Source organism: Streptomyces sp. NPDC051452, assembly GCF_044454765.1.
Taxonomy (GTDB): domain Bacteria; phylum Actinomycetota; class Actinomycetes; order Streptomycetales; family Streptomycetaceae; genus Streptomyces.
Window position 1 is genome coordinate 223,843 of sequence record NZ_JBITEB010000009.1, and the last position, 24,944, is coordinate 248,786.

Sequence of the window (24,944 nt, forward strand, 5' to 3'; positions counted from 1 at the left end):
ATTATGGAGCGAACGATCTACAATGCAAGCGTGACTGAACGCAAGCGTGGACGCCCCCGAGCCTTCGACCGCGACCTCGCGGTCCTTGACGCCGCTCGCCTCTTCTGGCGACGCGGCTACTCCGGCACCTCGACCCGCACCCTGGTCGCGACCCTCGGGCTTTCCACCTCCAGCCTCTACGCCGCCTTCGGCAGCAAGGCCGGACTGTTCGAGGAAGCGGTGCGGACCTATGCCGAGCGTTACCGCGAGATCTACCAGCAGGCAGTCGCCGAGAACGACATCCAGATGGTCATCGAACGCGTCCTCATCGACTCGGTCCACGAGTTCACCCAGCCAAGCGACACGCACCCCGGATGCCTCATCAGCAGCGCCGTCATGACCGACAGCACGAGCACGCTCGATACCAGCGCTTACATCGCCGAGCTGCACAGCTCGAACGAGCAGGCCCTCCTCTTGCGCATCGAACGAGCGATCCAGGACGGGGAACTAGCCGCGGGCACCAACGCGGCGGCCCTGACCGGGCTCATCCAATCCGTCTGGCACGGACTGTCGGTGCGATCCAACGTCGACACGGCTCGCGAGGACCTGCTCGCGACGGCGCAACTCGCTCACCAGCTGATCTGCCAACAACTCACGTCACCAAGGTCCTGACCCGCAAGACCTAGGGGAGCGGTCCATCAAGGCCGCCGCCTTCCTGCGGTGCAGCGTTCGCCAGCAACCAGCAGCGCCTGGACCGCGTTGGACGGCGTACGCCGCACACCTTGCGGTCCTCGCCCTTCTCGGAGCCCTGACCCGCGGCATCGGCGCGGTCGGCAGCGTCGCGCACGAGGTGGCCGTCGACGGACGGGAGCTGTACTTCTTCCAGGTCGGGCCGCGCGGCGGCCCGGCACCCGCGCGCCGCTTCCTGCCCGGCCTGGTCGACCGAATCCCGCCCGCCGGATCCAGCCGGGCGGGGTCTTCGACCTCATCCTGCCCCGGGAGCGGGTCGCCGTGGGCTACCGGGGGATGGCCGAGCGCCGCGCGGTCAGAGCCCTCCTGGAGCCCTGACCACGTGGCCGCGGGGGATTACTGTCCGACCGGGTTGAGGTAGGTGCCCGGGTGGGTGGCGGCGTCCTGCTTCAGGATCTGGCCGCCGAACGGCCACTTCAGGGTGAAGTGCTTGGTCTCGTTCGGCGGGGTGACCTGGAACGTCGCGGGGACGAACTTCTCCTTCTGGGGCGTGGACTTGGCCACGGGGAGCAGGGTGATGCTGAAGTCCGTCGTGGCCCCCCGTTCCAGGGTGATCTTCGTGGGCCTCTTGGCGGAGCGCATCAGGGACCAGGTGCCGTCGGTCCTCTGGGCGCCGACCATGTCGACACCGGCGAAGCCGGACAGGGTGCAGGTGCGGTTGCTCTTGTTAGTGAACCAGATGAACGCCTGCGTCTGCTTCCCGGTCCGCCCCATGTCCGGCTTCGCGTCGCCCCCCGTGGCGAAACCGGCCTTCAGGTCGGCGGTGTGACAACGCGTCGGCGCGGCCTTGGCGGTGGCGGCCGAGGCCGGGACGGCGGCGACGGCGGTGCCGGCGGCGACGATCGCCGCAAGGGCCACGGTGGTCATTGTGGTCTTCATGGACGTGTTCGGTTCCCCTCGAATACGACTCGGTGCGTGAGGTCAGTGCGCACCCACGCACCCGTAGACGCTCGTTGTCCGGCGGCGGTTCGCTGCGCCGGACAACCTTTTCCGCCGCGTACGGTAGGGCGTGGCGCCCGCGCCTGAGTCGGGACGGTGACCGTGGTCCCGGACATCGAGCCCGTCGCGGCAACCTGGCACGTGGGACTCGGACTTTGGGATTGCCCACGGCCCTGGCTGGCCCGGGCCGGTTCGAGCAGCGCGGTGTGGAGATCGTGTTGGCCGTCGCGCAACTCGTGTAAGCGCAACGTGAGTCCGGTCGGGAAAAGAGCCGGTCGGTAAACGCACACCGCCCACATCGCCTTCGCGGACGGCTCAGGGCACCGAGACCTGCGCCGTGCACGCTCCAGGTACGCCAAATGTTCGCTTCGCTTCTCCTGTGGCCCGTTGTTACGGCGCGATCACCGTCGGTTGGCGCGAGGTGCTGAAGCACACCCTCAGGACTATCGCGGGCATGCGCGCGAGTGTGCGACGGTGGAGGAACAACGAGACCGACCGGCTCCCTTCGGGGTGCTGGTCTTTCGGGGGAGTCGGGCGTTGCCCCCATCCCGGGCACCCGGCCCCCTGCCATCGCGTTCACCCTCTCTGTTCGGAGGGTGCTTCGTCTTTGGGCTCAACAACCCCCGGAAGGGGGCGCGCCCAGCATGAACACGATCACCACCCTCAACGGCACGAACGCGACCATCGCGGTGCGCGGCGACATCGACTTCGACACCCTGCCCCCGCTCCGCGCCACGGCCGATGCCCTGCCCGCACACGTGACCGGCCTGCTGTGGGACCTGAACCACACGCTCTTCATGGACATCGCCGGCCTGCACCTCCTCTTCGCCCCTGCCCCGCCCGCCCGTCCGGACCGCCGCACAACCGTCACGGGCCTGCGCCCGCAGCCGCTACGCCTGCTGCGCCTGGCCGCGGAGACAAACCCGTCCGCCTTTCGTCTCGACCGCCTGCTCTGCGGGTCCAGGACTGGGTCTCCGACTTCGTCCTGCCGGTAGCGCGCTGCTCGCGGTCAGCAGCCGTCACCGCGTGACGCCTACACGTGACGCTACGGCGGGGAGCCCTGGCGTGGGTGCGTCGCTGCTCGGCGGCACGGGTGGGGCCCCCACACGGTGCCCCAAGTCCAGAGAACCAAGAGTGCGTTGGAGCTGCCCGGATCAGGCGGCTGTCGCCGTGGTGCGTCGGGTGGTGGCGGCGCGGGTGCGGGCGCTGGCGGTGGGGTGGATGCCGTAGCTGGAGGGATCGAGGCTGATCAGGGCGCGGTGCAGGCGGCGTATCCGTAGCCCCAGGTCATGGCGGAGGCGGGGGCGTTGTCACGGACTTCGCCGACGGTGCGTGTCGATGTCCAGGCGCCGGGCGAGTGCTGTGGCGAGCCATCCGGCGCGTGCAAGGCCGACCAGCAGCTGCGATGCCTCGGTGGAGTCGGTCAGGCCGGGGGCGCCGGGGGGACGGGATTCTGCGGCGGGGGAGAGCTGGACGCCGAGGACACGCGCGGACAGACCGCGCGCCCGGTCTTGCTCGCGCTGGCGCCGCGCACACAGCGCTGCCTGGCGGGCACTTGTTGCGTGCCTGGTCGGCCTTGTCCGGGATGGTGCAGTGGATCCCGCGGCGGCGGGTAGGCGCGGTTCTTCCGGGAGACGTACGCCTTGTCCGCCCGCACCCGGTCGGGACGAACGCGGGTCGGCCCGGCCCGATGCGGGGCACACGAACCTTCTTCAGCACGGGCTCGAACTGCGGCGAGTCTCCCCGCCGCCCGGCCGTCACCACGATCGCCATGGGCTTCTGACTCTGATCGACGGCCAGATGCAGCTTGGTGCTGAACCCGTCGCGCGAGCGGCCCGAGCCGTGATCACGAGGCTCGGTGTCGGGGCCACGCCCGACAGCCTCCGGTTCCGCGAACTCACGGTGGCGAGGAGTCAGCGGGTGGGCGGGACGAACTCGGGCTGGTCTAGCAGGCGCAGCCAGCTTCCGTCAGGCTGGCGCCGGACGACCTGCGCCCGGGCACCGGCCCCGTCCTTCGGCGGGGTCGAGGTGAGGGCGATGTCACCGCTGATCAGCGTCGGCAGCGGTTGTTCCTGCTCGAAATGAGGCCGGTTGGCCAGCACCTTCTCCCACAGCGCGCGAATCGCGTTCCGGCCCACCGTCTGGCCGCCGGGCGGGAAGGCCATCACCGCACCCTCTTCGTACAGTGCGGCGACCCCGGCCGCGTCACCGGCGTTGGACCGTTCGACGAACAAGCGGGTGATGTCCTCAGGGCGCATGGCCTTCTCGTACTCCGGCATGAATTCCTCCTGATGTCGGGCCTCGATGCTTCCCAGCGTGGCCGCCGAGTGATCAGAAGTCCAACAACTGGATCTTCTGAGAACTAGAATCTGTAGTCATGGAGCTGAGGCAGCTGGAATACTTCGTCGCGGTCGCTGAGGAGCAGAACTTCACCCGGGCAGCCGACCGGGTGCACATCAGCCAGTCCGGCGTCAGCGCCCAGATCCGCCAGCTGGAACGGGAGCTCGGTGCCGAGCTGTTCGACCGGTCGGCCCGCACCGTCACCCTCACCGTCGCGGGAAAGGCAGCGCTAGAACACGCCCGCGCCGCACTCGCCGCCGCCGGGGCAGTCGGCCAGGCGGTGGGCGAGGTGACCGGCCTGATCCGGGGTCGCCTTGCCGTCGGGATGGTCATCGGCTGCACCCTCACCCTGCTGTTCGACGCCCTCGCCGCATTCCACCAGGCACATCCCGGTGTGGAGATCTCGCTGCTGGAGGACAGCTCGGAGCGGCTCGTCGAGGGGGTACGTACCGGTGCAGTCGACCTGGCACTCGTCGGGGTCGCAGCCGCCACCCCGGAGGGGCTGGACGCCATGACCATCATCAACGAGCGGCTCGTCGTGGCAGTCCCGGCCGGACACCCCCTCGCGAATCAGCGGCGGGTCACCCTGCGCGACGTGGTCGCCCACCCGATCGTGTGCATGCCGCCCGGCACCGGCCTGCGCACGGTATTCGACCAGGCCTGCGCCGCACAGAACCTCCAACCCGTGATCGCGCTGCAAGCCAGCGCCGCGGACGCCATTGCCGACCTTGCCGCCCGAGGGCTCGCCGTCGCCATCCTCAGCCACTCCATGGCTGCGGGCTACAGCGACCGGCTCATCGGCCGCACCATCGCTGACGTCGATACACCCGCCTTGCTCGCCCTGATCTGGAAGAGCACGCACAGCCCAGGGATGCGTGAGCTGCTCGTACACAGCCGGCAAGCATTCACCAGGTCCGGCCCCGCGTCTTCCCCGTGAAGAAGCGTGCTGGGCCATGACCTCGCGGAGCCGCCGGGTGTAGCCGACCTTGCGTTTCATGCGTGCCTCCCGGCCTGTGGCTCAAGGGCCGGGCAGGGTGGGCAGTTTGCTCACCCTGGCTCCTGACCACGACGAATCACTGATCGTGACGGCTTCCTTCTGTATTTTCACGGCTTCGGCGAGGTAGCCGAGCTGGGCGAGGTGGAATTGCAGTGTGTTGAGTGTGTCGCCGGTTCGGGCTCACCTGCCGCCCACTCGGTCATGAACAGGCAGGACGCCTCGCGTTCGCCGAGGCGCGCGGCTTGGTGGGCCCACGATTTGGGTCCGCCCAGGCTGCGGTCGCGGTCGGGGTGGGAACTGGCTTTTACCGTCTCCGTGGCGGCGGCGATGCCTGCGGTGAGGAGGTGGTAGAGGTGGTAGAGGTGGTAGCCCAGAGCCGTATCGAAGCTGAAGTTCTTGACGTCCGAATGCTTTTCGCAAGCTACCTCTGGATCTACCACCCGCGCCTCACATCGGTGTACGTCGTCCTCACCGGCGACGTATTTAATGTCCCGCAGGAACAACGATTCTTGGCTGACCAGCGAGAAGGTGGCGATCGCATGCGACACGACAACTCGCTTCCGAGATGTAGCGAGGCCGGCACCCCGTCTGAGTGCCGGCCTTTGCCATCCGGAACTGGGCGCCCGGAATTACGCGTGCCTGAATGCTCTAGTTGTACCAGTTGCTGCCCGCCTCTTGGACCCCGTTGGAGATGGAGATGGCGACCTGGTGCGTGCTGTCGTGGTAGTACGGCGAGCCCGCGCCGCCGGATGAGTACGGGCTGACCCTGACGCCTTGAGAGGTTTTGCCGCTAGTGGTGCGTTGCCAAAAGGCCAGCCAGCAGGTGTTGGGGCCGGTGGACTGAACATCGGCGGTGGCCGAGTTGGGAGAGCCTCCGCCGTCTAGGTGCAGCTTGCCCACGCAGCCGGGAACGGTGAGGGTCACCGTTCCGGTTGAACCCGCGTATGCCGTGCCTCCCAGTCCCAACCCGGCCAACAGGACGGCTCCGACGGACATTGCCGCAGCTCTGCGCAGTGAACGAGTCATTGCACTTCCCTCCAGAATGGAATTTCAGGTTCCTTGTTCCACCGTTTTCGGACAGCTCGGGTGGCCCCGGTGTCAGTCGACGGGAACGATGAGGCAGCACCTCGCTGGGAGGTTGCGTACCAGCCGTTTAGTGCCGTGGTGCCTGCACATCGTTTCGGTTGCGTCGGGCCATGGGTAGCTTTTGCCATGGACGCGAAAAAGCCCTGGTGGGGAAGTCAAGAACGAGGAAGGCCAACCTTGATACGGATTCATCTCGGGTCCGACGGCTTGGGCAGCGTCCGGATATGCGACCTCCCGGACTTCGGCGCCGAACTGACGGCGGCCGGGAGGGCTCACGCCCGCAGGCGGCGGCCACAGGACCCACTGGCGCAGCTCTACGCGCGGAGCATCGCACCGGATCTCGCGGAGGGCATCAGCCCCCTCCACCTCTCCCACTTGTTCGCCTGCCGTAACCCCACGCCCTTCACCAAAGCGCTCGCCGAGGGCGAGGAGCACGCCCGCAGCGTCCTGGTCGACGCCATCGGCCACTTGCGCGGCACAGCCGTCGAGCCACAGCGTTCGGGCATCCGGTCTGCGGTGGCCACCCGGGCCGCCGGCCTGTCCCACCGCTACGTCACGAGCGGCGCCTCGGTGTTGCTCCAGCAACTCGGGCACGGCATCAGGCTCCGTCGCGGCGTTCTGGAACTACCGACATCCTTTGACGCGGACCTTGAACTCGGCCGGCGCTCGCTACAGATCCAGGCAGTCGCTCTCAGCTCACAAGTCACCCTGGCCGAGCCCGCCGACGATCAGCTGACCGTCCGGATACCCGCGGGACCCGCTCCGCGTACCGAGCCGGGCCAGGAGGAAGCACTTCGAGCCTTGCTGGGTGCCGGCAGGGCGGCAGCGCTCAGGAGCATCGTCATGTCCGGCGGGGTCACCGGGCGGCAACTGGCCTCCCTGCTCGGCGTGTCGAACGCGGCAGCCAGTCGGCACGCCGCGGTGCTACGGCGTGCCGGCCTGATTCGGACCCTGCGAAGGGGCCAGGCCGTCGCGCACGTCGCGACACCCCTGGGCTACCAGCTGGCACGACCGGAAGCCGCCGCCAAGCCCTGATCGCAACGCGTACTTCCTCGGCTGGATCAGGGTCCGGTTGCGATTTTCGTGCGTGACCGCGCCTGTCTGGCCGACGCGATCAGGTAGCGGTCTGAGCCACACGTCGGGCCGCCCACCGCCCGGCCCGCTCCATGGCGATCAGGTGGTCGAGGCACGTGCTCTGCTGCCGCTGCTCACCACTGTCGTCCGATGATCCGCTGTGCGATGTGGTCGTGGACCTGACGCGCTACTGAGAGATCTGTCGCAGGAGCCCCCGTCAGCCCCCATCGGGCCGGCGGGGGCTTTGTCATGTCTGGGGGCACCGGTCATGCGTGCATTGAGGCTGCGGTGTCGCTCGCACCCGGGGACACATTCCGTGAGCCTATGCAGCCCACCGGATGCGCCGTGGCCGAGGAGGACTTCCCCTGTGTCGTTCGCCGGCCACTTCAGGTTGAGCACGTCTGCGGCCGCCGCCTTCCGTGAGGTGCTCCTCCCAGTTGGCCCGCGACAGCTTGCCGGTGACAGTCACCTTGGCGCCCTTGGCGACCTCCTCGGGTGTGATCACCGTCGTGAGCGGGGCGGCGCGCTTGACCTTGTACAGGGCGATGCCGTCGGAGATCCGGTAGTCGCCGTCGTCGCCTCGACGGTGGCGTTGACCTGCTATGCCATCCGTGCGGTTGTAGTTCCGCACTCAGGTCGTTGAGCCGGCCGGCGCCGGCCGCGGCGGGGCAGGATTCGTGTTCACCCGGCGGGGGACGCGGGCAGAACAGGCGGGGCGGGAGGCAGCCGGACGGGAGCGGCGGTGGTGCGGGCGGACGTAGGTGCCATCCGACCGGTAGTGACCGCGAACGTGTGCCATCAGAATCTCCCCACCGCCCGGCCCCGCGCGGACTCTTGGTGTCGGCGGCCGCGCCGGCGAGGAACCGACCCACCCCACCGCCTGGCGCGTGCTTGTGCCCGCCCCTCAAGGCTGGGGCCGGTCCAGCATCATGTAACAGATGGTCAGTCCGGTGCCCTACCCAGCTGGTAAGCGTCTCGCTCGCAGCGAGGTGGCTGCAACCGCCCCGCCCGTTTGATGACAGGGCAATCAAAGCTCTCTGGGTGTTCCAGTCGGATTCGAGCCATCTGCTCGCGGTGTCGGAAGTAGTCCCGGTAGAAGTCGCGTCGGTGGTCAGACTCCTGGGGCAGCGCCGCCGGCACCAGAGCCACGAGCACACCGCCGAGGTAGACCCACCAGGGAGCGTGGACGAACGCCGAGACGCCGATCGCGCCTCCGCCACAGACCAGGCCGGCGATCCGCGCGGGGAGTGGGGAATGAGGCCGACTGCTCTCTACATTCGTCGCGATCTTCCGAGCAGCGCGGCGGAGGCGGTGAGTGCGGGTGGATGCGATGCAGGTCATGCATCCAGCAGAGCTCATGCCAACCCTGACCACCTAGTGAACCGTACGGCCTCGCATGCACCCGAACGCTGATGATCCAGCGCCGTACGAACCCGTCGGATTCTGGATGGCGTAGGCGTTCGGGAACGTTCGACAGAATGCGTGGACGTTCAGAACGTCCCCCTCTACCGTGGCTCGGTAACAGTCAAGGGGGATGACAGTGACACAGGGGGAACCCAAGGTCGACGCGGAGGACGCCGAGGCCATTGCCGCTTACGACGTGGCGCTACGCGACTTCGCCATTGAGCTGAATCGGCTGCACATTGCTTATGGAGCGCCGCCCTATGCCGCGATCGCCAAGGCATCGGTGCGGCCCAAGCTCACCAAGGCCGGCATCAATGAGGCTCTGTCCGGCAAACGACTGCCCTCTGTGGACGCATTGCTGGAGCTCGTTCGAGTTATCAGTAGTCCACTGCCTCCAGCGCCCGAGGCCTCAACCCCACGGGGCCAGCGAGAACTACTGGACGCCTGGCGGGCCCGGTGGCGGGAGGTTAAGTTCACGCAACGGCGGGCCCAGATGCCCTGGCGCCGGCTCCGAGACACCGTGCGCGAGATACGCGACGAGGCACTCCGCGACGCCGAGGCCATCCGCGCGGCAGCGTACGAGGAGGCCGAGCAGATCGTTTCAGAAGCGCGGCGCATGGCGGACGAATTACGGAAGACGGTGTCCGATGAAGCGTGGGGGAGCACAGAAGTGGCCGAGGCGGAGGATCAGTGGACGTGGGACACCACGGCACTGGCGAATGCCTTGAAGGCGAACCTGCGACGATCGGTGCCAGTGCCTGCGTCTTCAGAACCCGCGTCCAGCGAAGATGGGACGCCCTTCTGGTTCGCGGTAGCCAAGCCCAGTCCGGTGTTCTCCCTGCAAGGCGGTGCCCAACCCATCACCGAGCTGGTTCCTGGCGTCTGGTATCTGGCAGTTGGTCAGCTCGGGCCCGGGCTGATCGTACAGACTGACTTGACGAAGATCCCTGGCGGACGGGAAGGACTCCTTCTGGATCTCGTCGGTATTCAGCGCGGTCGCTACTGACTGACCGTTTCAGAACGAAGTTCGGAGTCGTCTCAAGCAGATGATGCAGCAGGCGAGTTGGAGCAGGATGAGGTGGATTTCGGCGCGTACGGAATGACTCGCTCGCGGGGTGCCCACAGTCCCGGCAGACAAGCCGAACCCCGTCGGGCACCACCACACGCGGACCACACCACGACCGTCTCCAGGAATCGCCTCGCTCCGATCACGCCCCGACAGCCACGAGCCGCGCTCAAGGCCGCCCTTCTCGAAGGCGCGCCGCCATGAAACACCAGCCACGTCCGCGGCGACGGTGCCCTGCGACCGCAGTGGGACAACTGCCACTGTCAGACCCAGGTGGCAGCATTAGCGAAGTGGGCACCCTGAGGCGTCCTCAACTCACCTCCATGGCAAACGAAGAGGAGCATTCCCCTTGCGACTGCATCGCGTAGCGCCCGGCATCGCCGCGGGCATTTTCGCCCCGGCCCTCCTGCTCGCCACCCCGTCCTTCGCCGCCACGCCGGCACCGACCGCGGTGACGGCGCCCGCGGTGTCCTCGTCCGCGGACGAGCCGGACGCCGACGACCTGAGGGTGGCAATAGTCCGGATCCTCGCCGACCCGGACAGCGGCCGGCGTGTGACACGAGAAGCCAACGCCCTCCTGGACGCCAACAACCCCGAGGCGATGCGCGCCTGGCTGGAGACCGGGTACCGCATCGCCCAGGCCGAGGACGACCGCGTCGCCATCACGCGCCTGCTGGGCGACCCCGACAGCGGCCGGCGCGTCATCGCCGAGGTCAACGCCCTCCTGGACGCCAACGACTCCGACGCGATCCGAGCCTGGCTGGAGACCGGGTACCGCATCGCCCAGGCCGAGGACGACCGCGTCGCCATCGCCCGCATCCTCGCCGACCCGTCCATCAGCCCGGCCCTGCGCGCGGCAGCAAACGCCGCCCTCGACGACAACACACCCGAAGCACTGCGCCACTTCCTGGAAGTCGGCAGGTACCAGGTCGCCTGACCGGTACGGCGCCGCACCACAGCGCGTCGCCCGGGTGGCACCCACTGCCGCACGCACGGTCGCCGGAACGCCGACAATCCGGGCGGGGCCGCCTGCACCTCTGTGTGCCGGCGGCTCCGCCCGGCATACCCTGTGCCGGCTCGGCGCCCTCCGCAGAGCTACGTGGTCGCGCCGCCTGGTGCGGCGCGGGCCACTCACACCTCCGACAGCAGAAAGCACATTCCTCGATGACCACAGCACCCCTACGTACCGAGCGCAGCGGTCCGCGGACCGCTTCCGTCGTGACCGACCTGCCGTTCAAGCCTCAGCTCGTCAAAGCGGTGTTCAGGGACGTGACGTCCTTGCACGTCTCCCGGCCTGCCACGTGGGCCGCCGCGTCGGTGGCACGGACCGTGCTGTCGGAGATCATCGACGGCGCGAGAAGCGCGGCGGCCGAGGAGGCCAGGAAGAGGCTGATTCCGAAGGACCTCATCTCGGCGATCGACCGGAATGTCGAGGTGGAGGTGGGATCGACGTGGTACCTGTACAGCCCGACGTTCCGTGGCCTGATGGGCGAGCTACGCAACGCCGATGGTGCGCTCGTGTCTCTTCGTGAGCGCCGCGGGGCGCGTACGCCGAGTGGTGTGGCCGGCGCCCACCGGTTCGAGGCCGGGGTGAGAAGGCTGCTGGGGAGCCGGGGAGTGAGGGCGGTCCCGGCGATGGTTCGCGACCTGGACGGAATCGTGAGCGTGTTCCTGACGGACCTGGCCCGGGACGCGGCCAAGGTCGTCCGCGAGGGCGGGGTCAAGCGGTTCGGGACCGTCAGTCTGGTGGTGCCGGGCGAGCCGGCCCCGGCCCCGCTGCTCAAGGACCCCCTTCTCGCCCTGTCCACCCGTCGCGGGGACGGGCGGACTGTTGGCGGGAACGACGTCCTGGCCGCCGTCACGATGCAGCTGTTCGGCGATGTCAGACAACGCGCCATCATCGAGGCAGTCGAGATGACACGGAACACGTCGGCCAACTGATCGGGGCCGCCCCTGCGCTCTGCCCACTGCGCACGGTTCCCACGTGTGCCGCTAGCCACTGCTTGGACTGACCCTGGACGCCGCGCAGGAGCGGGTCGGCATGCTGCCGGACACCGTGAACGTCAACCTCGACCGGGGCAACGGCAGCATCAAGTCCCGCCAGTTGCTGACCGGGTTGGGGTTCACTGCCGAGATCGCCCAGAAGGGTGCCCGCCCCGATCCAGGCCAGCAGGCGCCGGCCCTTCGAGCGCACGCATCCGTGGATGAACGGCTACGGCAAGCTTCGGCGATGCACCGAAAGAAACGGCGGGGTCGTGGAGTTCTACCGCTACCTCGCCGCTACCCTCGTCAGACTTCGCATGCCGATCCGGCAGGCACGCAGCCGCTACCGCTGGGATGGCCGACCCACCAGCCGCCGCCTCAAGTGATCCATGGGCCGGTCGGTCTTAAACGGCCTCCTCGGCCAGCGACTTGATGCCGCGAAGGGTGGCTTCCATCCCGGCACGCAGTTCCTTCAGCCGGAAGGCAATGATCTCCTCCTCCCGGTCCGGCCAGCGCTCGAGAGCCAGGGTGACGCCGCTGCGGCCCGGCCCGATGAGGGCTGACTGCCGCAGCCGGGTGCCCCCGCCCTCGGCCTGAAGTTCGTAGCGCCAGGACGCCATGGATTCGGCCGGATCCAGCGTCGGTTCTCCATACCGGCCATCCGCATCCGTGACGGCCCAGGCGAAGACCTGTTGCTCATCCAGCTCGACCACATGGGAGACGGTCCGCCACTCGCCGAGTTGCTGGTGATGGTTGTAGCCCTCGAAGCGTGCCCCCACCAAGGGCGCGTCCGCACCATCCAGCCATGCGACACGCTGCAGCTCCGGGCTGAGACGGGCAGGCAGACGGATGTCGGTCACCAGTTCCCAAACCCGCGGCACGACTGCCTCGACATAAACATCACAGTGCACGCTCGGACCATCGGTAAATCGCACGTCGCCCCCTTTGACGTCAGATCCCCTGATCATCCACAACCTTGATCCACTTCCGCAACAGGCCCTAGTTCACAGAAGGCGCTTTCCGCCTCGACTCCGCCTGGCACCACGGCTGGGAAACGGTCGCGGCCCTGGTCGCCACCGCCGAGGCGACCACCCGATGACCGGCCGCACCCGCACCCGCACCCGCACCCGCACCCGCACCCGCACCCGCACCCGCACCCGCACCCGCACCCGCATGCGCCTGGGCCGGGTGCGCGTTTCGCTGGGCATCGCCCGGCTCGCCTTCCAGCAGGTTCAGGACGACCTGAACGCCGACGACGTCGACGCCCCGCGACCTCGGCGGGCCCCTGCGTGAGTTCCAGGAGGCGTCGACGTCCCCGGCGGCCTCTTCCCGATGCTCGCGCAGGTGATCACCACCCAGCGCGCCGGGCGGAGCAGATCGAACCGGACCGCGACGGCAACGCCTCCTGCCCCCTGCACGAGGCCGCCGCCCGGCTCACCGACGACGCCGGGCAGCGCCTGAACAGGGCTGCCCGCTCCCTCGACCCGCAAGGAGACGTGGCATGACCTCAGTGCTGCACCCGGACCTGCCCGAGAACGGGCTGATCGCGCTGATCGGCGCCTCCGGTGCGGGCAAGTCCACGATGGCCCGAGCCTGGCCGGCCCCGCAGGTCCTCTCGCTCGATGGCCTGCGGGGCGGGGGGAGTGAGCCGGGCCGGACGGTCCGGGTCGTCGACCGTTCCCTGGAGGGCTGAGGGATTACGCGAGCCCAGAGTTGCTCGGAAGTACCAGTGCCGAGTCCGTGTGGAGCGTGATGCGCACCGGTGTGAAGGTGGTGGCGTCCACCAGCGACTCACCGGTGCCGGGGTTGCGGGCGTAGCGTGGGTGGGCGCCTCCGCTGATCTGCCAGCGTATGCGGTGGCCGATGGGGACGCGGTGGGCGGTGGAGCTCATCGGCACGGTGACCTGCGAGGACGCGTGTCCGGCCGTCCGGAGTCGGCCAAACCCGTCACAGATGTTGATGGAGCGGCCTTGAGGGTCCACGTCGCACATGCGGGTGAAGACGTCGGCATGTCCGGTGTCTGTGGAGATGCTCAGCCGAGCGGAGACGGGGCCCAGGATCTCCATGGGCTCGGTCAGTGGTGGGCCGGTGAAGGTCAGTACGTCGTCTCGGGCCTCCAGAGTGGCGTTGTTCCGGGGACCGGCGGTGCGGGAGAGCAGTGGGCCGCCGAGGGAGGGGGTGGGGTCGGCTGGGTCGTAGCGGAACGTCGTCACAGGGGCGGAGTCTGCGGGGGCCTCCTGGGTGAGATGCCCGCCGGGGACGGGATACCACGAGGTGGCAGCCGTGGCTGGCGGCCAGTGGTCGAGATCCCGCCAGGCGCCTTCGCCGCCGATGTGCACACGCACCGCGGTGGGACGCAGGCCGGAGGGATCGGCGTACAGGTGGGCGCGCAGCCATGCGAGGCTCTCGGCGAACACCTCAGGCCATCCCTGCTGCAGGGCGGAAGTGTGGGTCCAGGGACCGACGAGCAGGGCGGTCTCACATCCGGCTCGGCGCAGCCGGTCGTACTGCCCGAAGGTCTGGTCGACCAGTGCGTCGTGCCATCCGGTGATCAGGGCCGTGGGCACGCGGAGCCGCTCCGCCGGCTCCGCCAACGACGCCCCGTGCCAGTAGGCGTCCTTGGCGTCCGGGTGTGTCATCACGTCGTCCAGCCAGGGAAGTGCGCTGCCGAGGACTGACGCGTACGCCCCACGCAGGGGCTGCGCGGTGGTGACGTCGCGCAGGCGGCGCTGCAGGCGCAGCGTCGCCTTGAGGAACGGTGCGATGCCCTGGTGCTGGTAGTTCATGCCCACTCCCACGGCGAGGGCGTTCTCCAGACGCAGTGCACCGTCTGCGTGGAACAGGGCGTAGGGATCGTGCAGCCCTACTTGCACCACCATTGCCTTCAGCTCTGGCGGTGGGTCCAAAGCCAGGGCCCATTGCACATAGCCCAGGTAACTGGGGCCGACGGTCCCCAGTGTTCCGTTGAACCAGGGCTGCTCGCGCAGCCAGGAAACAGTGGCCTGGCCATCGGCGGCCTCGTTGCGCCACAGATCGAACACACCGCCCGAACCTCCGGTGCCGCGGCAGCTCTGCAGGATCACATGGAAGCCCTGTTCGGCGAAGAGCAGCCCGTACTGCGGTGACCACGGCAGGCCTCGGCCATAAGGAGAGCGGACCAGGAGGGTGGGGAAGTCGCCCTGGGCACGCGGAAAGTAGTGGTCAGTGATCAACGGGCTGCCGTCGGCGGCCGGCACCACCAACCCCGGCTCCCATCCGACCTCGTGCCGTTTCGTCGGCAGACCTCGCCAGGTCGTCCTCATCATCCGTGAGGAAAGCGGAGGTTTCCTGGCGGGTGGCACCCAGGCCGGTCCGGCCACGGCGTCGGGCGTGCGTGATGGCATCGTTCCCCTCCTCTATTCTCGTACGATGTACGAGAATAGAGGATGCTTGGATGACCTTGGCAAGAGCCGCCTCAACAACCTGGGGAAGGAGTGCGAGGTCATGTCCAGTGACGGAAAGTCCGGTGCCGAGAGCGTCGATCCCGAACCGCTCTGGCTTCGTCCCGCCGAGCCCCGCAGGGGTCGCAGGCCCTCCTTCAGCCGGGAGGCGATCACCGCGGCGGCCGTCACTCTGGCGGACTCGGAAGGACTCGATGCGGTTACCATGCGGCGGGTGGCCGCCGAGGTCGGGGCGGGCGTCATGTCGCTCTACAGCTACGCCCCCGACAAGGAGACGCTGCTGGAACTGATGGTCGACCACGTCAGCGGCGAACTCACGGTCACGAACCCACCCAGCGGCGACTGGCGTGCCGATCTGAAGACCGTCGCCCGCCTGCAGCGGGCCCACATGCTGCGCCACCCCTGGCTGCCCGTCGCCTTGTCCACCCGCCGCGTTCCGGGCCCCAACACGCTGGCCTTCCTGGAACACGTGCTCGCCGTCCTGCGGCCAACAGGGCTGGACGGCGCGGCGAAGCTGGAGGTCTTCGCCCAGATCACCGCTTTCGTGGCCGGGCACGTTGCCCATGAGATCGCGCAGGCCGCAGTCTCAGGATCACCGGACCGGGCCGCAGCCGAGGCCCGCTACCTCGCCGCTGTCGCCGCCGACGGCCGCCACCCGGAACTCGCCGAAGCACTTTCCGCCCCCGGACGTCCCCTCACTCCCGACGCCACCTTCACCCGGTTCCTCAACCGCCTGATCGACGGCCTCGATACGGACTGATGCCGCACGGCTGTGACTGCCTCCGAGGAACAGACCATCACCCTCTCCGAGGCCACGGCCGCGACGAAGGCGGCCGCCAGCTCTGTTTTCGGCGGCAGACCGGCTACCAGCCGAGTCGGGGCCTGCGTGGGCGGCGCGCGGATCACAGCATGGCGGTTCGAGGTCAACTCGCTCGTCCCCCGGCCTGCCTGCCACCGACCTCAACCCCCGGGCCGCCGCTGCCGGCGGCGATCCGGCCGAGGCAGCGCAGGATGCCCTCCGCCTGGCCCTGCTGGTGACGGTGGTACGGCGGGCGAAGCGGTGGAAGGCGTTCGGCCAGGCATGGGTGCGCTCCACGTGCCACCTCCGACTTGCCTGGATCGGCGCCTTCTCGCCTTTGTGCGCGGCCCGGCCGTGCAGGCCGCGTTCGTCGAGCAGCATGCGGGTCTTGTCGGAGTCGTAGCCGGCGCCCAGGTGGACAGTGATGTCGGCGGGTAACGCTCCGAGATCCTCCAGGCTCTTGGAGCCCGCCGGCCACCCGGCCGTCAAGCCCTACCGCGACGCGCTCGTCAACGACGGCATCCCGCTCACCCAGTTCGCGCTTCACCCAGGAGCCCCTGGAAATGGCCCCTGTCACCACCGCTGTCCTCGACGACTCCTGCGGCAACCCGATCCGGACCGCCACACGGCCGAGGTAGGCGGCCCGTCGCATGCGGGGCTCAGCCGGCGTGCCAGTTGGGCGACGCGGTGACGCCGGGGGCCTGGAGTACGGGCGCGGTAGAGGACGCGGCCGACGCCCCGGTGTCGTCGCACCTTCGCTTGACGCGTCCGGCGGTTCGATCATTTTGGCATTGCGCTTGCCGCCATCTGCAAGACCTACTTCCGTCGGCGGAGGTAGCGCTGTCTGCGGGCTCGCTGAGACGCTCCCTCTGCGTCCATCCGGCTTGCTGGAGGCCGCCAGGCGAACGCTGCGCCTCGCCCAGTGGCGGCACGCGCCGCACGCATGTCGAACGCGCTCGGGAGGCCGGCCGGTAGATCCACCGCGCCCGGCGGCCACGCCCGTGGGACGGTCGGGGCCTTGGGAAACCAGTGTCTGGCGGCGACGGTTCTCGGGTCCGCTCACGGCAGGAGGGCTATCGACAGGGTTCACATACCTTCAGCGGAACCGGCCCGGACGACAGGCGCATCACCCACGGTGGGCGCGCCATCCGCCACAGCGGGTGTTCAGTCGTCTGTTCCCCGGCGCCTGTGCTGTGCCTGGCCGTCTGAGCGGGCCTGCTGGAAGGCGTCGGAGAATGCTTCCGCCGCTCCGGACAATATGCCCTGCGCCGCACCACGGCTTCCGGACTCCTTCAGTCGCCCGGGAAGTTCCGCGATCCCGGCCGGCTTGCGCGGTCCTGCCTCCAGATCGAGTCGGTTGCAGGCCTCCGCGAACCGCAGGTAGGTGTCGATGCTGGCAACCACTACCCGGACGTCGATCGTGAGCAGCTCGATGCCGATGAGGGACACCCGGACGTGGGCGTCGATCACCAGACCGCGGTCGAGGATCAATTCCAGAACGTCATAGAGACCGCTGGACCCACCGCCACCGCCCTGTGCCGCCACTGTCATCACGATCAACCCCTTGCCGTCCGCTCAGCTGACCTCGCCGGGCACCGAACCAGGCCACAACGCAGATCGCCTGCTCCGTATGACCCCGACCATCTGCGGCTAAACCCGGAGCCCCAGTGGTCTGGACCGGCAGGGCCCACCAGACATCGCGCGATCCGCCACCGACATCACGTCCTACGAGGACTGCGCCACCTGCCCACCGTCCAGCGGGAAATCACTCGGTGAAGGTCAACGGGAATACGGGACGACAAGGACGTGACCGTGAGCTACACACTCGCCGGGAACTTCCCTGAAACCGGCGTCGTCGAGGCTGTGGCTCCGCGGGCGGGCCGTCTACCCCGCACCGGCGGGTCCGTGCCCGGTCGCGGGGCGGGGGCGGAGCGTGGCAGCCGCCATGCCGGCGAACACGACAGCCCAGAACCCCGCGGCGATCCAGACCTCCCAGCGGCCCACACTCGTCATCCACGAGGTTGCCGTCGCGCGTCCCAGCTCGTGCGTGGTGACCGCATACATGCCGACCGGGAAGACGAGGTTCCACCAGCCGAGCTCGTAGCGCAACGGGATGCGGCGCAGCGCGTGCCGCCATACGCCGAGAGCGAGCAGGAGCGGGATCAGCCAGCTGGAGAACGACCACAGGACGACGGACGACCCGATGATGAGCGGGCTCGACAACATTGTGCTGCCGGGCGGGAGCGCGATCAGCCGCACTCCCGCCAGCACGGCGATCGCCGCCGCCCCCATGAAGATCCATACCGAGGTCATGAGGCCTTCCGGCCGCACCGGCCGGGCAAGCAGCCGGGCCAGCACCAGTGCGGCGGTCAGCAGGTACTGCATCAGCCCGGCGGCCCAGCAGACCACCGCCAGCACGGGCAGTACGTGCCCGGGGGTCACCCGGGCCAGCGATGCCGCCGCGACCGCCACCGACTCCGATCCCACCGCCCACAGGAACCAGGTGCCGTTCACCTGGTCGAGCGAGGGGCCGCGTTTCAGGGTGGTGATGAGCGCGAGCGGGATGCCGTAGTCCAGCACCACCCACGCAAGCGTCCCGAACGCCAGGAACGCTCCGGCGACTGCGGTGTGGCCGTCCGGCACAAAGCGTGCGGCCAGCACGTTCGAGGAGATGGCGAGGGTGAGGAACGCGAAGGCGCGCGGCCCGAGGAGATCGGCGACGAACCGCTCGCGCCGGCGCAGCAGCCGCCAGCCGTAGGCGGGCACCAGTACCGCAAAACCGGCCAGGGCCACCCACAACAGGACGGCGGAGGCGGTGCCGGCGCCGTTGACGTACAGGGCCGTGGACACGATGCCGGTGCCCATCACGAACGCGAGCGCGCCCGCGTTGAGGTCGGCCACCGCGGCGGAGCCGGCGGCGCGGTGTCCGGGTGGCCGGAAACCGGGAGCGGTACGTCCGGGCTTGGCAGGGGCGGCATCCGGACGCCGCTCATCGTGCGAGCGGGGTTCGGTGAGCCATTCGGCCAGGACCGCGGTATGGCTGTGGTCCACGTCCTGGGCGGCGGTCAGCAGGGTGAGGCCGCGGTCTTCGGCCAGGCCCCGAAGCCGGGCAGCTGCGTATTTGTGCCGTTGATCGCCCAGTTCGGTGAGATAGCGGCGGCGGAACTCACGAAACTGGTGGGGGTTGTGGCCGTACCAGCGCTGCAGCTCGACGGACGGTGCGACCTCCCGCAACCACTCGTCGAACGGTGCGCCGTGCGGCCGACGCATGCTTTCCGGCCAGATCCGGTCGACCAGCACGCGCTCGCCGACCTCGCCGTCCTCGCTTGGCATCTGCTCATCGAGTCGGCGGCAAATGATCTCGGGCATGACGCATCCTCCGACCGCTCTCGCGGTGGAAGCATTCTACTGTTATGCGAATTTCATCGCGTTTTGGGCAAGGCGCGGTGCGGGGGGTGGTGCGGGGCGGCGGTACCGCGATGACGGCCACCCGGGCCAGGGCCTGGGGTGCTGGGGGGACGGTGTGGGCGATCACCTGTGCTGTCCAGCCTGCGTGCGGGTGCGCCGACGTCTCGTCCTCTGACCGATTCGCACCCAACGGTCGTCGGCGAGATTCCGGTCGTCGTCGGGCGCTCGGATGCCGTCCCCGCGTAGACATGCTGCGTGCAAGCGCCGGATGTACGGTCGGTTTACCGCTTAGATGCGAATCTCTCGGCCGGCGACCAAGCCGGACCCCGTACACGCCCTGGAGTGCCCATGGCGCAGCAAGCGAACATCGCCGCACAGACCGCATTCGGAGAGGCCGTGGTCACCGGGAACCTCGACGCCCTCGACGACATCGTCGCGCCCGGTTCGGTCGATCACGACCCCGCTCCAGGACAGGCTCAGGGCCCCGAAGGGTACAAGGCCATGTTCGACGAGCTGCGAGTGGCTTTCCCTGACTTGCACATCGAGGTCGAGCACCTACTCGCCACCGACGACGAGTTGGCCTTCGCCTACATGATCAGCGGGACGCATCTGGGGCCGTTGATGGGGCGGCCGGCGACCGGCAAGAAGGTGAGCTACCGCGGCATGCAGATCAGCCGCTTCGACGGCGACGGCAAGCTCGTCGAGCGCTGGGGCAGCAGTGACGAACTCGGCATGCTGCGTCAGCTCGGCCTGGCCGACGCATGACCCTTCCGCTGCCGTACCGGTGAGCGAATCCGTCATCACCTACGACGGTGCGCCTTCGTACTCGGTGAGCGCATGGAATTCGCCGACCAGCAGGTCGTCGACGAGAGGTGGTAGTTCGCCGCTCCTCTCGGCACGCCCGCGTGGCGGACCGCGTTCCCGGAGCCGACGCCGGGGCGAACCATAGAGGATGCCTGATCGACCTCGTCCGGCACGGCCGACGTGCCGGATCTCGGCGCTTGCCCATGCGCGCCGGACACATCAAGGGCATCAGGCGGGCTTGCCGTCGCCTGCGGTGTCCGTGGTGCGGAAGCGTGCTCGGTAGGCCCCCGGCGTGATGCCCAGATTGCGCGTGAAGGCGCGGCGCAGCGACTCCGGCGACCCGAAGCCGGTGCGCCGGGCCACCGTGCCCATGGGATCGTCGCTGTCTTCCAGCATCGCCTGGGCGGCCTCCATGCGGACCTGCTCGACATAGCGGGCCGGGGTCGTGCTCATCTCGTCGTGGAACAGGCGTGACATGTGGCGGGGGCTCACACCCGCCCGGCGCGCCATGGCGGCAAGGGTGTGCGGCGCGGACGGGTCCTCGGCGACCGCGTCCAGTACCCGGCGCAGCATCTCCTGTCTCGCGCGCGGGGTGTGGGTACGAACACTGAACTGGGACTGACCTCCCGGCCGCTGCATGAACACGACCATGTCCTTGGCCACGGCGCGGGCGACATCGGCGCCGAGGTGCTCCTCGACCAGGGCGAGCGAGAGATCGATGCCCGAGCTGACGCCCGCGGAGGTCATGATGTGGCCGTCGCGCACGAACAGGGCGTCCGCTTCCACGCTCACCTTCGGGTAGCGCAGGGCGAGCTGGTCGGCGCAGCGCCAGTGCGTTGTCGCCTTGCGTCCGTCGAGCAGTCCGGCCGCGGCGAGGAGGAAGGCTCCGGTGCAGATGGAAGCGGTGCGGCAGCTGCGTGCGTCGAGCGCCCTCACGGCGTCCAGCAGGGTGTCGTCCTTGATGAGGGGGGGCCACTCCGGGCCGCCGGGGATGATGATCACATCGCTGGCCGCCTGTACCTGCGCAGCAGCGAGGTCGACGCGCAGTCCGGTGCCGGCCGCGGTAACCACGTCGGCGCCGTCCGGGGAGACCGTGCGCACGCGGTAACGGCCGCCGAAGTCGTTGGCCGTCGTGAACACCTCGATCGGGCCGGTGACGTCGAGCAGCCGTACGCCAGGAAAGACCAGCACGGTCACCAGGAGCGGCTTCCGGCCTGACGGCCTGTCCTTCATCGTGCGCCTCCCCAACGGACTGGGACCCACAGTGGAAGACACCATCATCCGCGGCGACGCCCCGCCCGTGCCCGTGCCCGTGCCCGTGCCCGTGCCCGTGCCCGTGCCCGTGCCGAGCGTCGTCCGCGTCCCCGCGACCTGATGCTGCCTTCCATGGTGCTGCCTTCCAAGGTGCTGCCTTCCGCGGTGTGGAACGAGGCATCGGGTTTCGGCGCCTCGCCCGTGTTCAGCGGTCGCCTGCCCTCTCGTCATGGCCACAGGTGTGGCCGTAACACGCTCGGACATGGACATCGGGTATCCGGCCTGCATCCGGCAACGGCCTGCGCGGTGCTCGATGTCCTGGTGTGAGGGCGTCATGGCGCGTGCTGTTCTGTGGCGGGAACCGCGTTTCGCCATAGCGTCGAGGGCGCCAACGGGCCGACGGTCTCGGCCGCGTCCCGTCAGCTGCCGGGTGTGGCCCGACCAGTCGGCCGGCCCGTCACCGTGGCTGGTCGTGGACGGTGACGAATCCGACACCCCAAGAGAAGGCACTCCGCGCGTGACCCACCCCAGTACCGAACGAGCGGTCCCGTCCCAGGCCGGCCCGGCTCCGAGAGCGTCCGCGGTCGGCTCGGCAACGAGATCATCCGTGCATGTACGTGACCGGCCGGACGAGGCGAACGGCAGGGAGGGCGGCCGGCTCGGTCCCGGCTGGTTCGCCGCCGTCATGGGCAGCGGAATCGTCGCCGTCGCGGCCGCCACTCTGCCGCGCGGCTTCCCCGGGCTCGGCGAGGCCGCCACGGTGGTCTGGGCGGGGACCGCGCTGCTGCTGATCGTGCTGGTCGGCAGTTATATCGGGCAGCGGATGCTGCGGGTGCATGCCGGTGATCCGGTACTGGTCCAGTTCTTCGGGGCGCCGCCGATGGCGCTGCTCACCGTCGGGGCCGGAACGCTGCTGCTCGGCCGTCGGCTGATCGGGGAGCGTGCGGCGGTGGATGTGAGCTGGGTGCTGTGGTCGGCCGGTACGGTGCTGGGTCTCGCCACCGCCTGCACGGTGCCGTATCTGATGGTCACGCGGCACCGTTTCACACCGGACGCGGCGTTCGGCGGTTGGCTGCTGCCGGTGGTGCCCCCTGTGGTCTCCGCCGCGACGGGCGCGCTGCTCATTCCGCGTGCCCCGGCCGGGCAGGTGCGGCTGGCCCTGCTGCTGGGGTGCTACTCGATGCTCGGGCTCGGGCTGGTCGCGGTCTTGCTGGTCCTGGCCATGGTCTACAGCCGCCTGGTGCATCATGACGCGCCCGGCGGTGCGGTGGTGCCCACGGTGTGGATCGGTGTGGGAGCACTGGATCAGGCGGTGACGGCGCTGGGGACGCTGGCCACGGCGGCGTCGAGCGCGCTGCCCGCCCCGTACGCGCGCGGGAGCGCGGTCGTAGCGCTCCTGGGTGGGCTCGGGATCTGGGGCTTCGCCCTGCTGTGGCTGGTGTTGGCCACGGCGCTGACCGTACGGGAAATCCGCAGAGGGCTGCCCTTCGCAGCCACCTGGTGGTCCTTCATCTTCCCCCTCGGTGCCTGCGTCACCGGCACCAGCGCGCTCGCCGCTCGTACCGGCTCGCAGTTGTTCGTCTGGATCGCTGTCGTCCTGTACGCCCTGCTCGTCGCCGCCTGGGCGGTGGTCGCCTGGCACTCCCTGCGCCATGCCGTCCGGCAGCGTGAGCGCACCCGCCGCTGACGGCGCTCGTGTAACGCTCCGTATGACACGGACGCGTCGCGCGAACCCGGCTGTCTGCCGACGGGCAGCCGGGTTCGCGCCGCACCGCAACACGTGCCTGTGGTAGCGCCCCGGGTGCCGTCGAGGCCGTGCTCCGCGGGCGGGCCGTCCGCCCCGCACCGGCGGATCCGTGCCCGGTCGTGGGGCGGCCCCGATCGGGCTGCAAACGGCCCAGGTGCTGCTGGCGACCGGTGATGACCCCATGGCCGTGGTGGACCGGCGCACGGGTTCGGCTCGCCCGAGTCGCTTCGCAGAGCGTTTCTACGGCAGCTGGGTGTGACACCCAGTGCGTTCCGGGCCGTCTTCCGCACGACCACTGCGGGCACTTACGAGACGGGCCCGGCGTAGTCCGTGACCGTTGCGCTGGTCGCCGGTGGAGGACCGGGGAGGCGGGAGGGGCTTGATCGACGGCGGCCCGGAGGGAGGAAACCCGTGCGCCTGAGAAGAACCACGCCGCGGTCGCGGTCACCGGACTGACAGGGGCGCAGGGCAGCCGGATCGCGGCCCGACTCACCGACTCCGGCGTTCCCCGACTCCTCGTACGACGCACCCCGGAGCGCATCCCGAACCGAGCGCTCCTGGACGGGCCGGCCGCTCATGCCGACGCCTCGGCCATGCGCACGGCGCTCGAGGGCGCGTCGACCCTCGTCCTGGTCTTCCCGACACCGCACGGGGCGCCGACTCAAGGAACACGCCACCGTGGTCGAGGTGGCGATCGCGGCCGGTGCGGACCGGCACCCGTACGTGTGGCTTGCCGGCGCTTCGCCTACCGCCACCTACCTCAACGCCCGCGATCACCGGACGGCGGAGCACTTCCTGGCGGGGGACGGGATTCGCTGCGCGCTGCGACGGGCTTCCGCACCGACAACGCCAAGGCGCCGGGAGAGCTCCGATGGACAGGATCACGTGCCATGACTCCCGCACAGGCGCCGCCGACGTCGTTCCACAGGTCCTGATGCCTAGGCTGTGGTGGCCACAGTGTGGTAGAAATCGGCCGCGCTGACGCCGGCGGGAACGCCGAGTTCGGCGGCGATCGCGGTGATCGCCTTGTCGCCGACAGCGAGGTCGGCCTGGCCGTCCGTGGTGAAGTACGGCGCGATGAACGTGTCGTAGTGGGCTCGGACTTCTTCCGCGGTCTGTCCACCGAGGAACGTCCGCATGTGGCGCACCGTGGTGTGGGGGTCGTCGTGGATCACCTGAAGGGCGCGGCGGTGGGCTCGTACGACGGCTTGGACGGCGGGGTCGTCGGGTGGGATGTAGGTGGGGTCGACGGCCACGCCCACGGTGGGAATCTGGAAGTGGTCGCCGACCCAGGCCAGCACGTTCCAGCCGTGCTCGGCGGCCACCGCCTCCGGTGCCATGGTGCTGCCGACGTAGGCGGCGTCGATACTGCCGTCGTTGAGCCGGCGCAGGTCCATGCCGTAGTCGCCGGGGGAGCGGACGATGGTCTTCACGTCGCGGTCCGGGTCGAGGCCGGCCTTTCGCAGCACGATCCGGGCGAATACGCCGGGTGGGGTGTGCGGAGCGTGGACCGCCAGCCGTCGACCGGCCAGGTCGGCCAGGGAGGTCAGGCCGGGGCGGGCGAGGAACCAGAACAGCGGGCGTTGGGTGTTGACGCTGAGTGCGACCCACGGGGTCCCGTCGGTCAGTCGTGACAGCAGTGCTCGGCCGAGCCCGATGGTGGCGCAGCGGCGCAGCCGTTCCACGTCCCAGTTGCAGCCGTCACGCAGGGCGACGTGGACACCCTCCTCGGCGTAGTAGTCCTGCTGGTCGGCGATGTAGGCGGCGAGTTCTTCGTGTAGGCCCCGTCCGACGTAGGCCACGTCGATCGTGTGCATGAACGTCTTTCCTTGATTGTTTAAGGTTCGGCCGCGTGTGCGGAGGTCAGCGGGGTG

The 24,944-nt window shown here is 69.2% G+C and carries 25 protein-coding genes and 3 pseudogenes; 15 read left to right on the top strand and 13 right to left on the bottom strand.

Features of this window, described 5'->3' with window-relative positions; all coding sequences use genetic code 11:
• The first annotated feature begins 30 nt into the window (after positions 1-30).
• Positions 31-651, top strand: coding sequence for a TetR/AcrR family transcriptional regulator (locus ACIBA9_RS22280; RefSeq protein ID WP_399365435.1), 621 nt, complete (start codon positions 31-33; stop codon positions 649-651).
• Positions 652-1,065: 414 nt separating this feature from the next.
• Here the strand turns inward: ACIBA9_RS22280 and ACIBA9_RS22285 are convergent, their stop codons facing one another.
• Positions 1,066-1,608 (bottom strand): DUF4232 domain-containing protein, encoded by a 543-nt coding sequence (locus ACIBA9_RS22285; RefSeq protein WP_399365437.1) that lies wholly within the window; start codon positions 1,606-1,608, stop codon positions 1,066-1,068.
• 704 nt (positions 1,609-2,312) lie between these two features.
• Here ACIBA9_RS22285 and ACIBA9_RS22290 point away from each other — a divergent pair.
• Positions 2,313-2,663 carry an STAS domain-containing protein gene (locus tag ACIBA9_RS22290; RefSeq protein ID WP_399365439.1) on the top strand — a complete coding sequence of 117 codons (351 nt, stop codon included), beginning with the start codon at positions 2,313-2,315 and terminating at the stop codon, positions 2,661-2,663.
• Positions 2,664-2,955: 292 nt separating this feature from the next.
• Here the strand turns inward: ACIBA9_RS22290 and ACIBA9_RS22295 are convergent, their stop codons facing one another.
• Together ACIBA9_RS22295 and ACIBA9_RS22300 are read right to left on the bottom strand one after the other, a co-directional pair.
• Entirely contained in the window at positions 2,956-3,630 is a 675-nt protein-coding gene (locus ACIBA9_RS22295; protein WP_399365591.1) for a transposase, read from the bottom strand.
• Positions 3,582-3,947 (bottom strand): YybH family protein, encoded by a 366-nt coding sequence (locus tag ACIBA9_RS22300; RefSeq protein WP_399365441.1) that lies wholly within the window; start codon positions 3,945-3,947, stop codon positions 3,582-3,584. Before ACIBA9_RS22300 ends, ACIBA9_RS22295 begins: the two co-directional genes overlap by 49 nt.
• A 98-nt stretch (positions 3,948-4,045) precedes the next feature.
• On the opposite strand from ACIBA9_RS22300, the gene ACIBA9_RS22305 reads away from it, so the two are divergent.
• The gene (locus ACIBA9_RS22305; protein ID WP_399365442.1) at positions 4,046-4,945 is read left to right on the top strand and encodes a LysR family transcriptional regulator; all 900 of its coding nucleotides are present in this window, start codon (positions 4,046-4,048) and stop codon (positions 4,943-4,945) included.
• A 167-nt stretch (positions 4,946-5,112) separates the two neighbouring features.
• On the opposite strand, the gene ACIBA9_RS22310 is transcribed toward ACIBA9_RS22305, so the two are convergent.
• Complete coding sequence (locus ACIBA9_RS22310; protein WP_399365444.1) at positions 5,113-5,553, bottom strand: hypothetical protein; 441 nt, start codon at positions 5,551-5,553, stop codon at positions 5,113-5,115.
• 100 nt (positions 5,554-5,653) lie between these two features.
• Positions 5,654-5,905, bottom strand: a complete 252-nt coding sequence (locus tag ACIBA9_RS22315; protein WP_399365446.1) for a hypothetical protein — start codon at positions 5,903-5,905, stop codon at positions 5,654-5,656.
• A gap of 363 nt (positions 5,906-6,268) precedes the next feature.
• On the opposite strand from ACIBA9_RS22315, the gene ACIBA9_RS22320 reads away from it, so the two are divergent.
• On the top strand, positions 6,269-7,126 hold the full coding sequence (locus tag ACIBA9_RS22320; RefSeq protein WP_399365448.1) for an ArsR/SmtB family transcription factor: 858 nt from the start codon (positions 6,269-6,271) through the stop codon (positions 7,124-7,126).
• 361 nt (positions 7,127-7,487) lie between these two features.
• Here the strand turns inward: ACIBA9_RS22320 and ACIBA9_RS22325 are convergent, their stop codons facing one another.
• The gene (locus ACIBA9_RS22325; RefSeq protein WP_399365450.1) at positions 7,488-7,796 is read right to left on the bottom strand and encodes a hypothetical protein; all 309 of its coding nucleotides are present in this window, start codon (positions 7,794-7,796) and stop codon (positions 7,488-7,490) included.
• A 903-nt stretch (positions 7,797-8,699) separates the two neighbouring features.
• Here ACIBA9_RS22325 and ACIBA9_RS22330 point away from each other — a divergent pair.
• From ACIBA9_RS22330 to ACIBA9_RS22345, 4 genes and pseudogenes are all read left to right on the top strand, one after another.
• A complete protein-coding gene (locus ACIBA9_RS22330) occupies positions 8,700-9,575 on the top strand; it encodes a hypothetical protein (protein WP_399365452.1) in 876 nt (291 codons plus the stop codon).
• Between the two features lie 409 nt (positions 9,576-9,984).
• Positions 9,985-10,572 (top strand): hypothetical protein, encoded by a 588-nt coding sequence (locus ACIBA9_RS22335; protein ID WP_399365454.1) that lies wholly within the window; start codon positions 9,985-9,987, stop codon positions 10,570-10,572.
• Between the two features lie 227 nt (positions 10,573-10,799).
• Positions 10,800-11,576 (top strand): hypothetical protein, encoded by a 777-nt coding sequence (locus ACIBA9_RS22340; protein WP_399365456.1) that lies wholly within the window; start codon positions 10,800-10,802, stop codon positions 11,574-11,576.
• Between the two features lie 55 nt (positions 11,577-11,631).
• A pseudogene (locus ACIBA9_RS22345) lies at positions 11,632-12,004 on the top strand (IS5/IS1182 family transposase); the annotation flags it as partial.
• 18 nt (positions 12,005-12,022) lie between these two features.
• Here ACIBA9_RS22345 and ACIBA9_RS22350 read toward each other — a convergent pair.
• Entirely contained in the window at positions 12,023-12,553 is a 531-nt protein-coding gene (locus ACIBA9_RS22350) for an SRPBCC family protein (RefSeq protein ID WP_399365458.1), read from the bottom strand.
• A 160-nt stretch (positions 12,554-12,713) separates the two neighbouring features.
• Here ACIBA9_RS22350 and ACIBA9_RS22355 point away from each other — a divergent pair, with 160 nt between their 5' ends.
• Together ACIBA9_RS22355 and ACIBA9_RS22360 are read left to right on the top strand one after the other, a co-directional pair.
• On the top strand, positions 12,714-12,911 hold the full coding sequence (locus ACIBA9_RS22355) for a hypothetical protein (RefSeq protein WP_399365460.1): 198 nt from the start codon (positions 12,714-12,716) through the stop codon (positions 12,909-12,911).
• Between the two features lie 208 nt (positions 12,912-13,119).
• On the top strand, positions 13,120-13,311 hold the full coding sequence (locus tag ACIBA9_RS22360; protein WP_399365462.1) for a hypothetical protein: 192 nt from the start codon (positions 13,120-13,122) through the stop codon (positions 13,309-13,311).
• Between the two features lie 4 nt (positions 13,312-13,315).
• Here the strand turns inward: ACIBA9_RS22360 and ACIBA9_RS22365 are convergent, their stop codons facing one another.
• Positions 13,316-14,920: a CocE/NonD family hydrolase gene (locus ACIBA9_RS22365; RefSeq protein ID WP_399365593.1), complete on the bottom strand. Its 1,605-nt coding sequence runs from the start codon at positions 14,918-14,920 to the stop codon at positions 13,316-13,318.
• Between the two features lie 181 nt (positions 14,921-15,101).
• Between ACIBA9_RS22365 and ACIBA9_RS22370 the strand changes: the two genes are divergently transcribed.
• Positions 15,102-15,818, top strand: coding sequence for a TetR/AcrR family transcriptional regulator (locus tag ACIBA9_RS22370; protein WP_399365464.1), 717 nt, complete (start codon positions 15,102-15,104; stop codon positions 15,816-15,818).
• 288 nt (positions 15,819-16,106) lie between these two features.
• On the opposite strand, the pseudogene ACIBA9_RS22375 reads toward ACIBA9_RS22370, so the two are convergent.
• A pseudogene (locus ACIBA9_RS22375) lies at positions 16,107-16,313 on the bottom strand (IS5/IS1182 family transposase); the annotation flags it as partial.
• Between ACIBA9_RS22375 and ACIBA9_RS22380 the strand changes: the two are divergent.
• A pseudogene (locus tag ACIBA9_RS22380) lies at positions 16,270-16,495 on the top strand (VOC family protein); the annotation flags it as partial. The pseudogenes ACIBA9_RS22375 and ACIBA9_RS22380 sit on opposite strands and share 44 nt — an antisense overlap.
• A 526-nt stretch (positions 16,496-17,021) precedes the next feature.
• Here the strand turns inward: ACIBA9_RS22380 and gvpJ are convergent.
• Positions 17,022-17,408 carry a gas vesicle protein GvpJ gene (gvpJ, locus tag ACIBA9_RS22385; RefSeq protein WP_399365466.1) on the bottom strand — a complete coding sequence of 129 codons (387 nt, stop codon included), beginning with the start codon at positions 17,406-17,408 and terminating at the stop codon, positions 17,022-17,024.
• A gap of 333 nt (positions 17,409-17,741) precedes the next feature.
• The gene (locus ACIBA9_RS22390; RefSeq protein ID WP_399365468.1) at positions 17,742-19,226 is read right to left on the bottom strand and encodes a DUF488 family protein; all 1,485 of its coding nucleotides are present in this window, start codon (positions 19,224-19,226) and stop codon (positions 17,742-17,744) included.
• A 387-nt stretch (positions 19,227-19,613) separates the two neighbouring features.
• Between ACIBA9_RS22390 and ACIBA9_RS22395 the strand changes: the two genes are divergently transcribed.
• Positions 19,614-20,030, top strand: a complete 417-nt coding sequence (locus ACIBA9_RS22395) for an ester cyclase (protein ID WP_399365470.1) — start codon at positions 19,614-19,616, stop codon at positions 20,028-20,030.
• Between the two features lie 267 nt (positions 20,031-20,297).
• On the opposite strand, the gene ACIBA9_RS22400 is transcribed toward ACIBA9_RS22395, so the two are convergent.
• A complete protein-coding gene (locus ACIBA9_RS22400; protein ID WP_399365472.1) occupies positions 20,298-21,302 on the bottom strand; it encodes a GlxA family transcriptional regulator in 1,005 nt (334 codons plus the stop codon).
• Positions 21,303-21,455: 153 nt separating this feature from the next.
• Between ACIBA9_RS22400 and ACIBA9_RS22405 the strand changes: the two genes are divergently transcribed.
• Together ACIBA9_RS22405 and ACIBA9_RS22410 are read left to right on the top strand one after the other, a co-directional pair.
• The gene (locus ACIBA9_RS22405) at positions 21,456-21,650 is read left to right on the top strand and encodes a hypothetical protein (RefSeq protein ID WP_399365474.1); all 195 of its coding nucleotides are present in this window, start codon (positions 21,456-21,458) and stop codon (positions 21,648-21,650) included.
• Positions 21,651-21,930: 280 nt separating this feature from the next.
• Positions 21,931-23,010, top strand: a complete 1,080-nt coding sequence (locus ACIBA9_RS22410; RefSeq protein WP_399365476.1) for a TDT family transporter — start codon at positions 21,931-21,933, stop codon at positions 23,008-23,010.
• Between the two features lie 998 nt (positions 23,011-24,008).
• Here ACIBA9_RS22410 and ACIBA9_RS22415 read toward each other — a convergent pair.
• Positions 24,009-24,887 carry an ABC transporter substrate-binding protein gene (locus ACIBA9_RS22415; RefSeq protein ID WP_399365478.1) on the bottom strand — a complete coding sequence of 293 codons (879 nt, stop codon included), beginning with the start codon at positions 24,885-24,887 and terminating at the stop codon, positions 24,009-24,011.
• Positions 24,888-24,944: the final 57 nt, after the last annotated feature.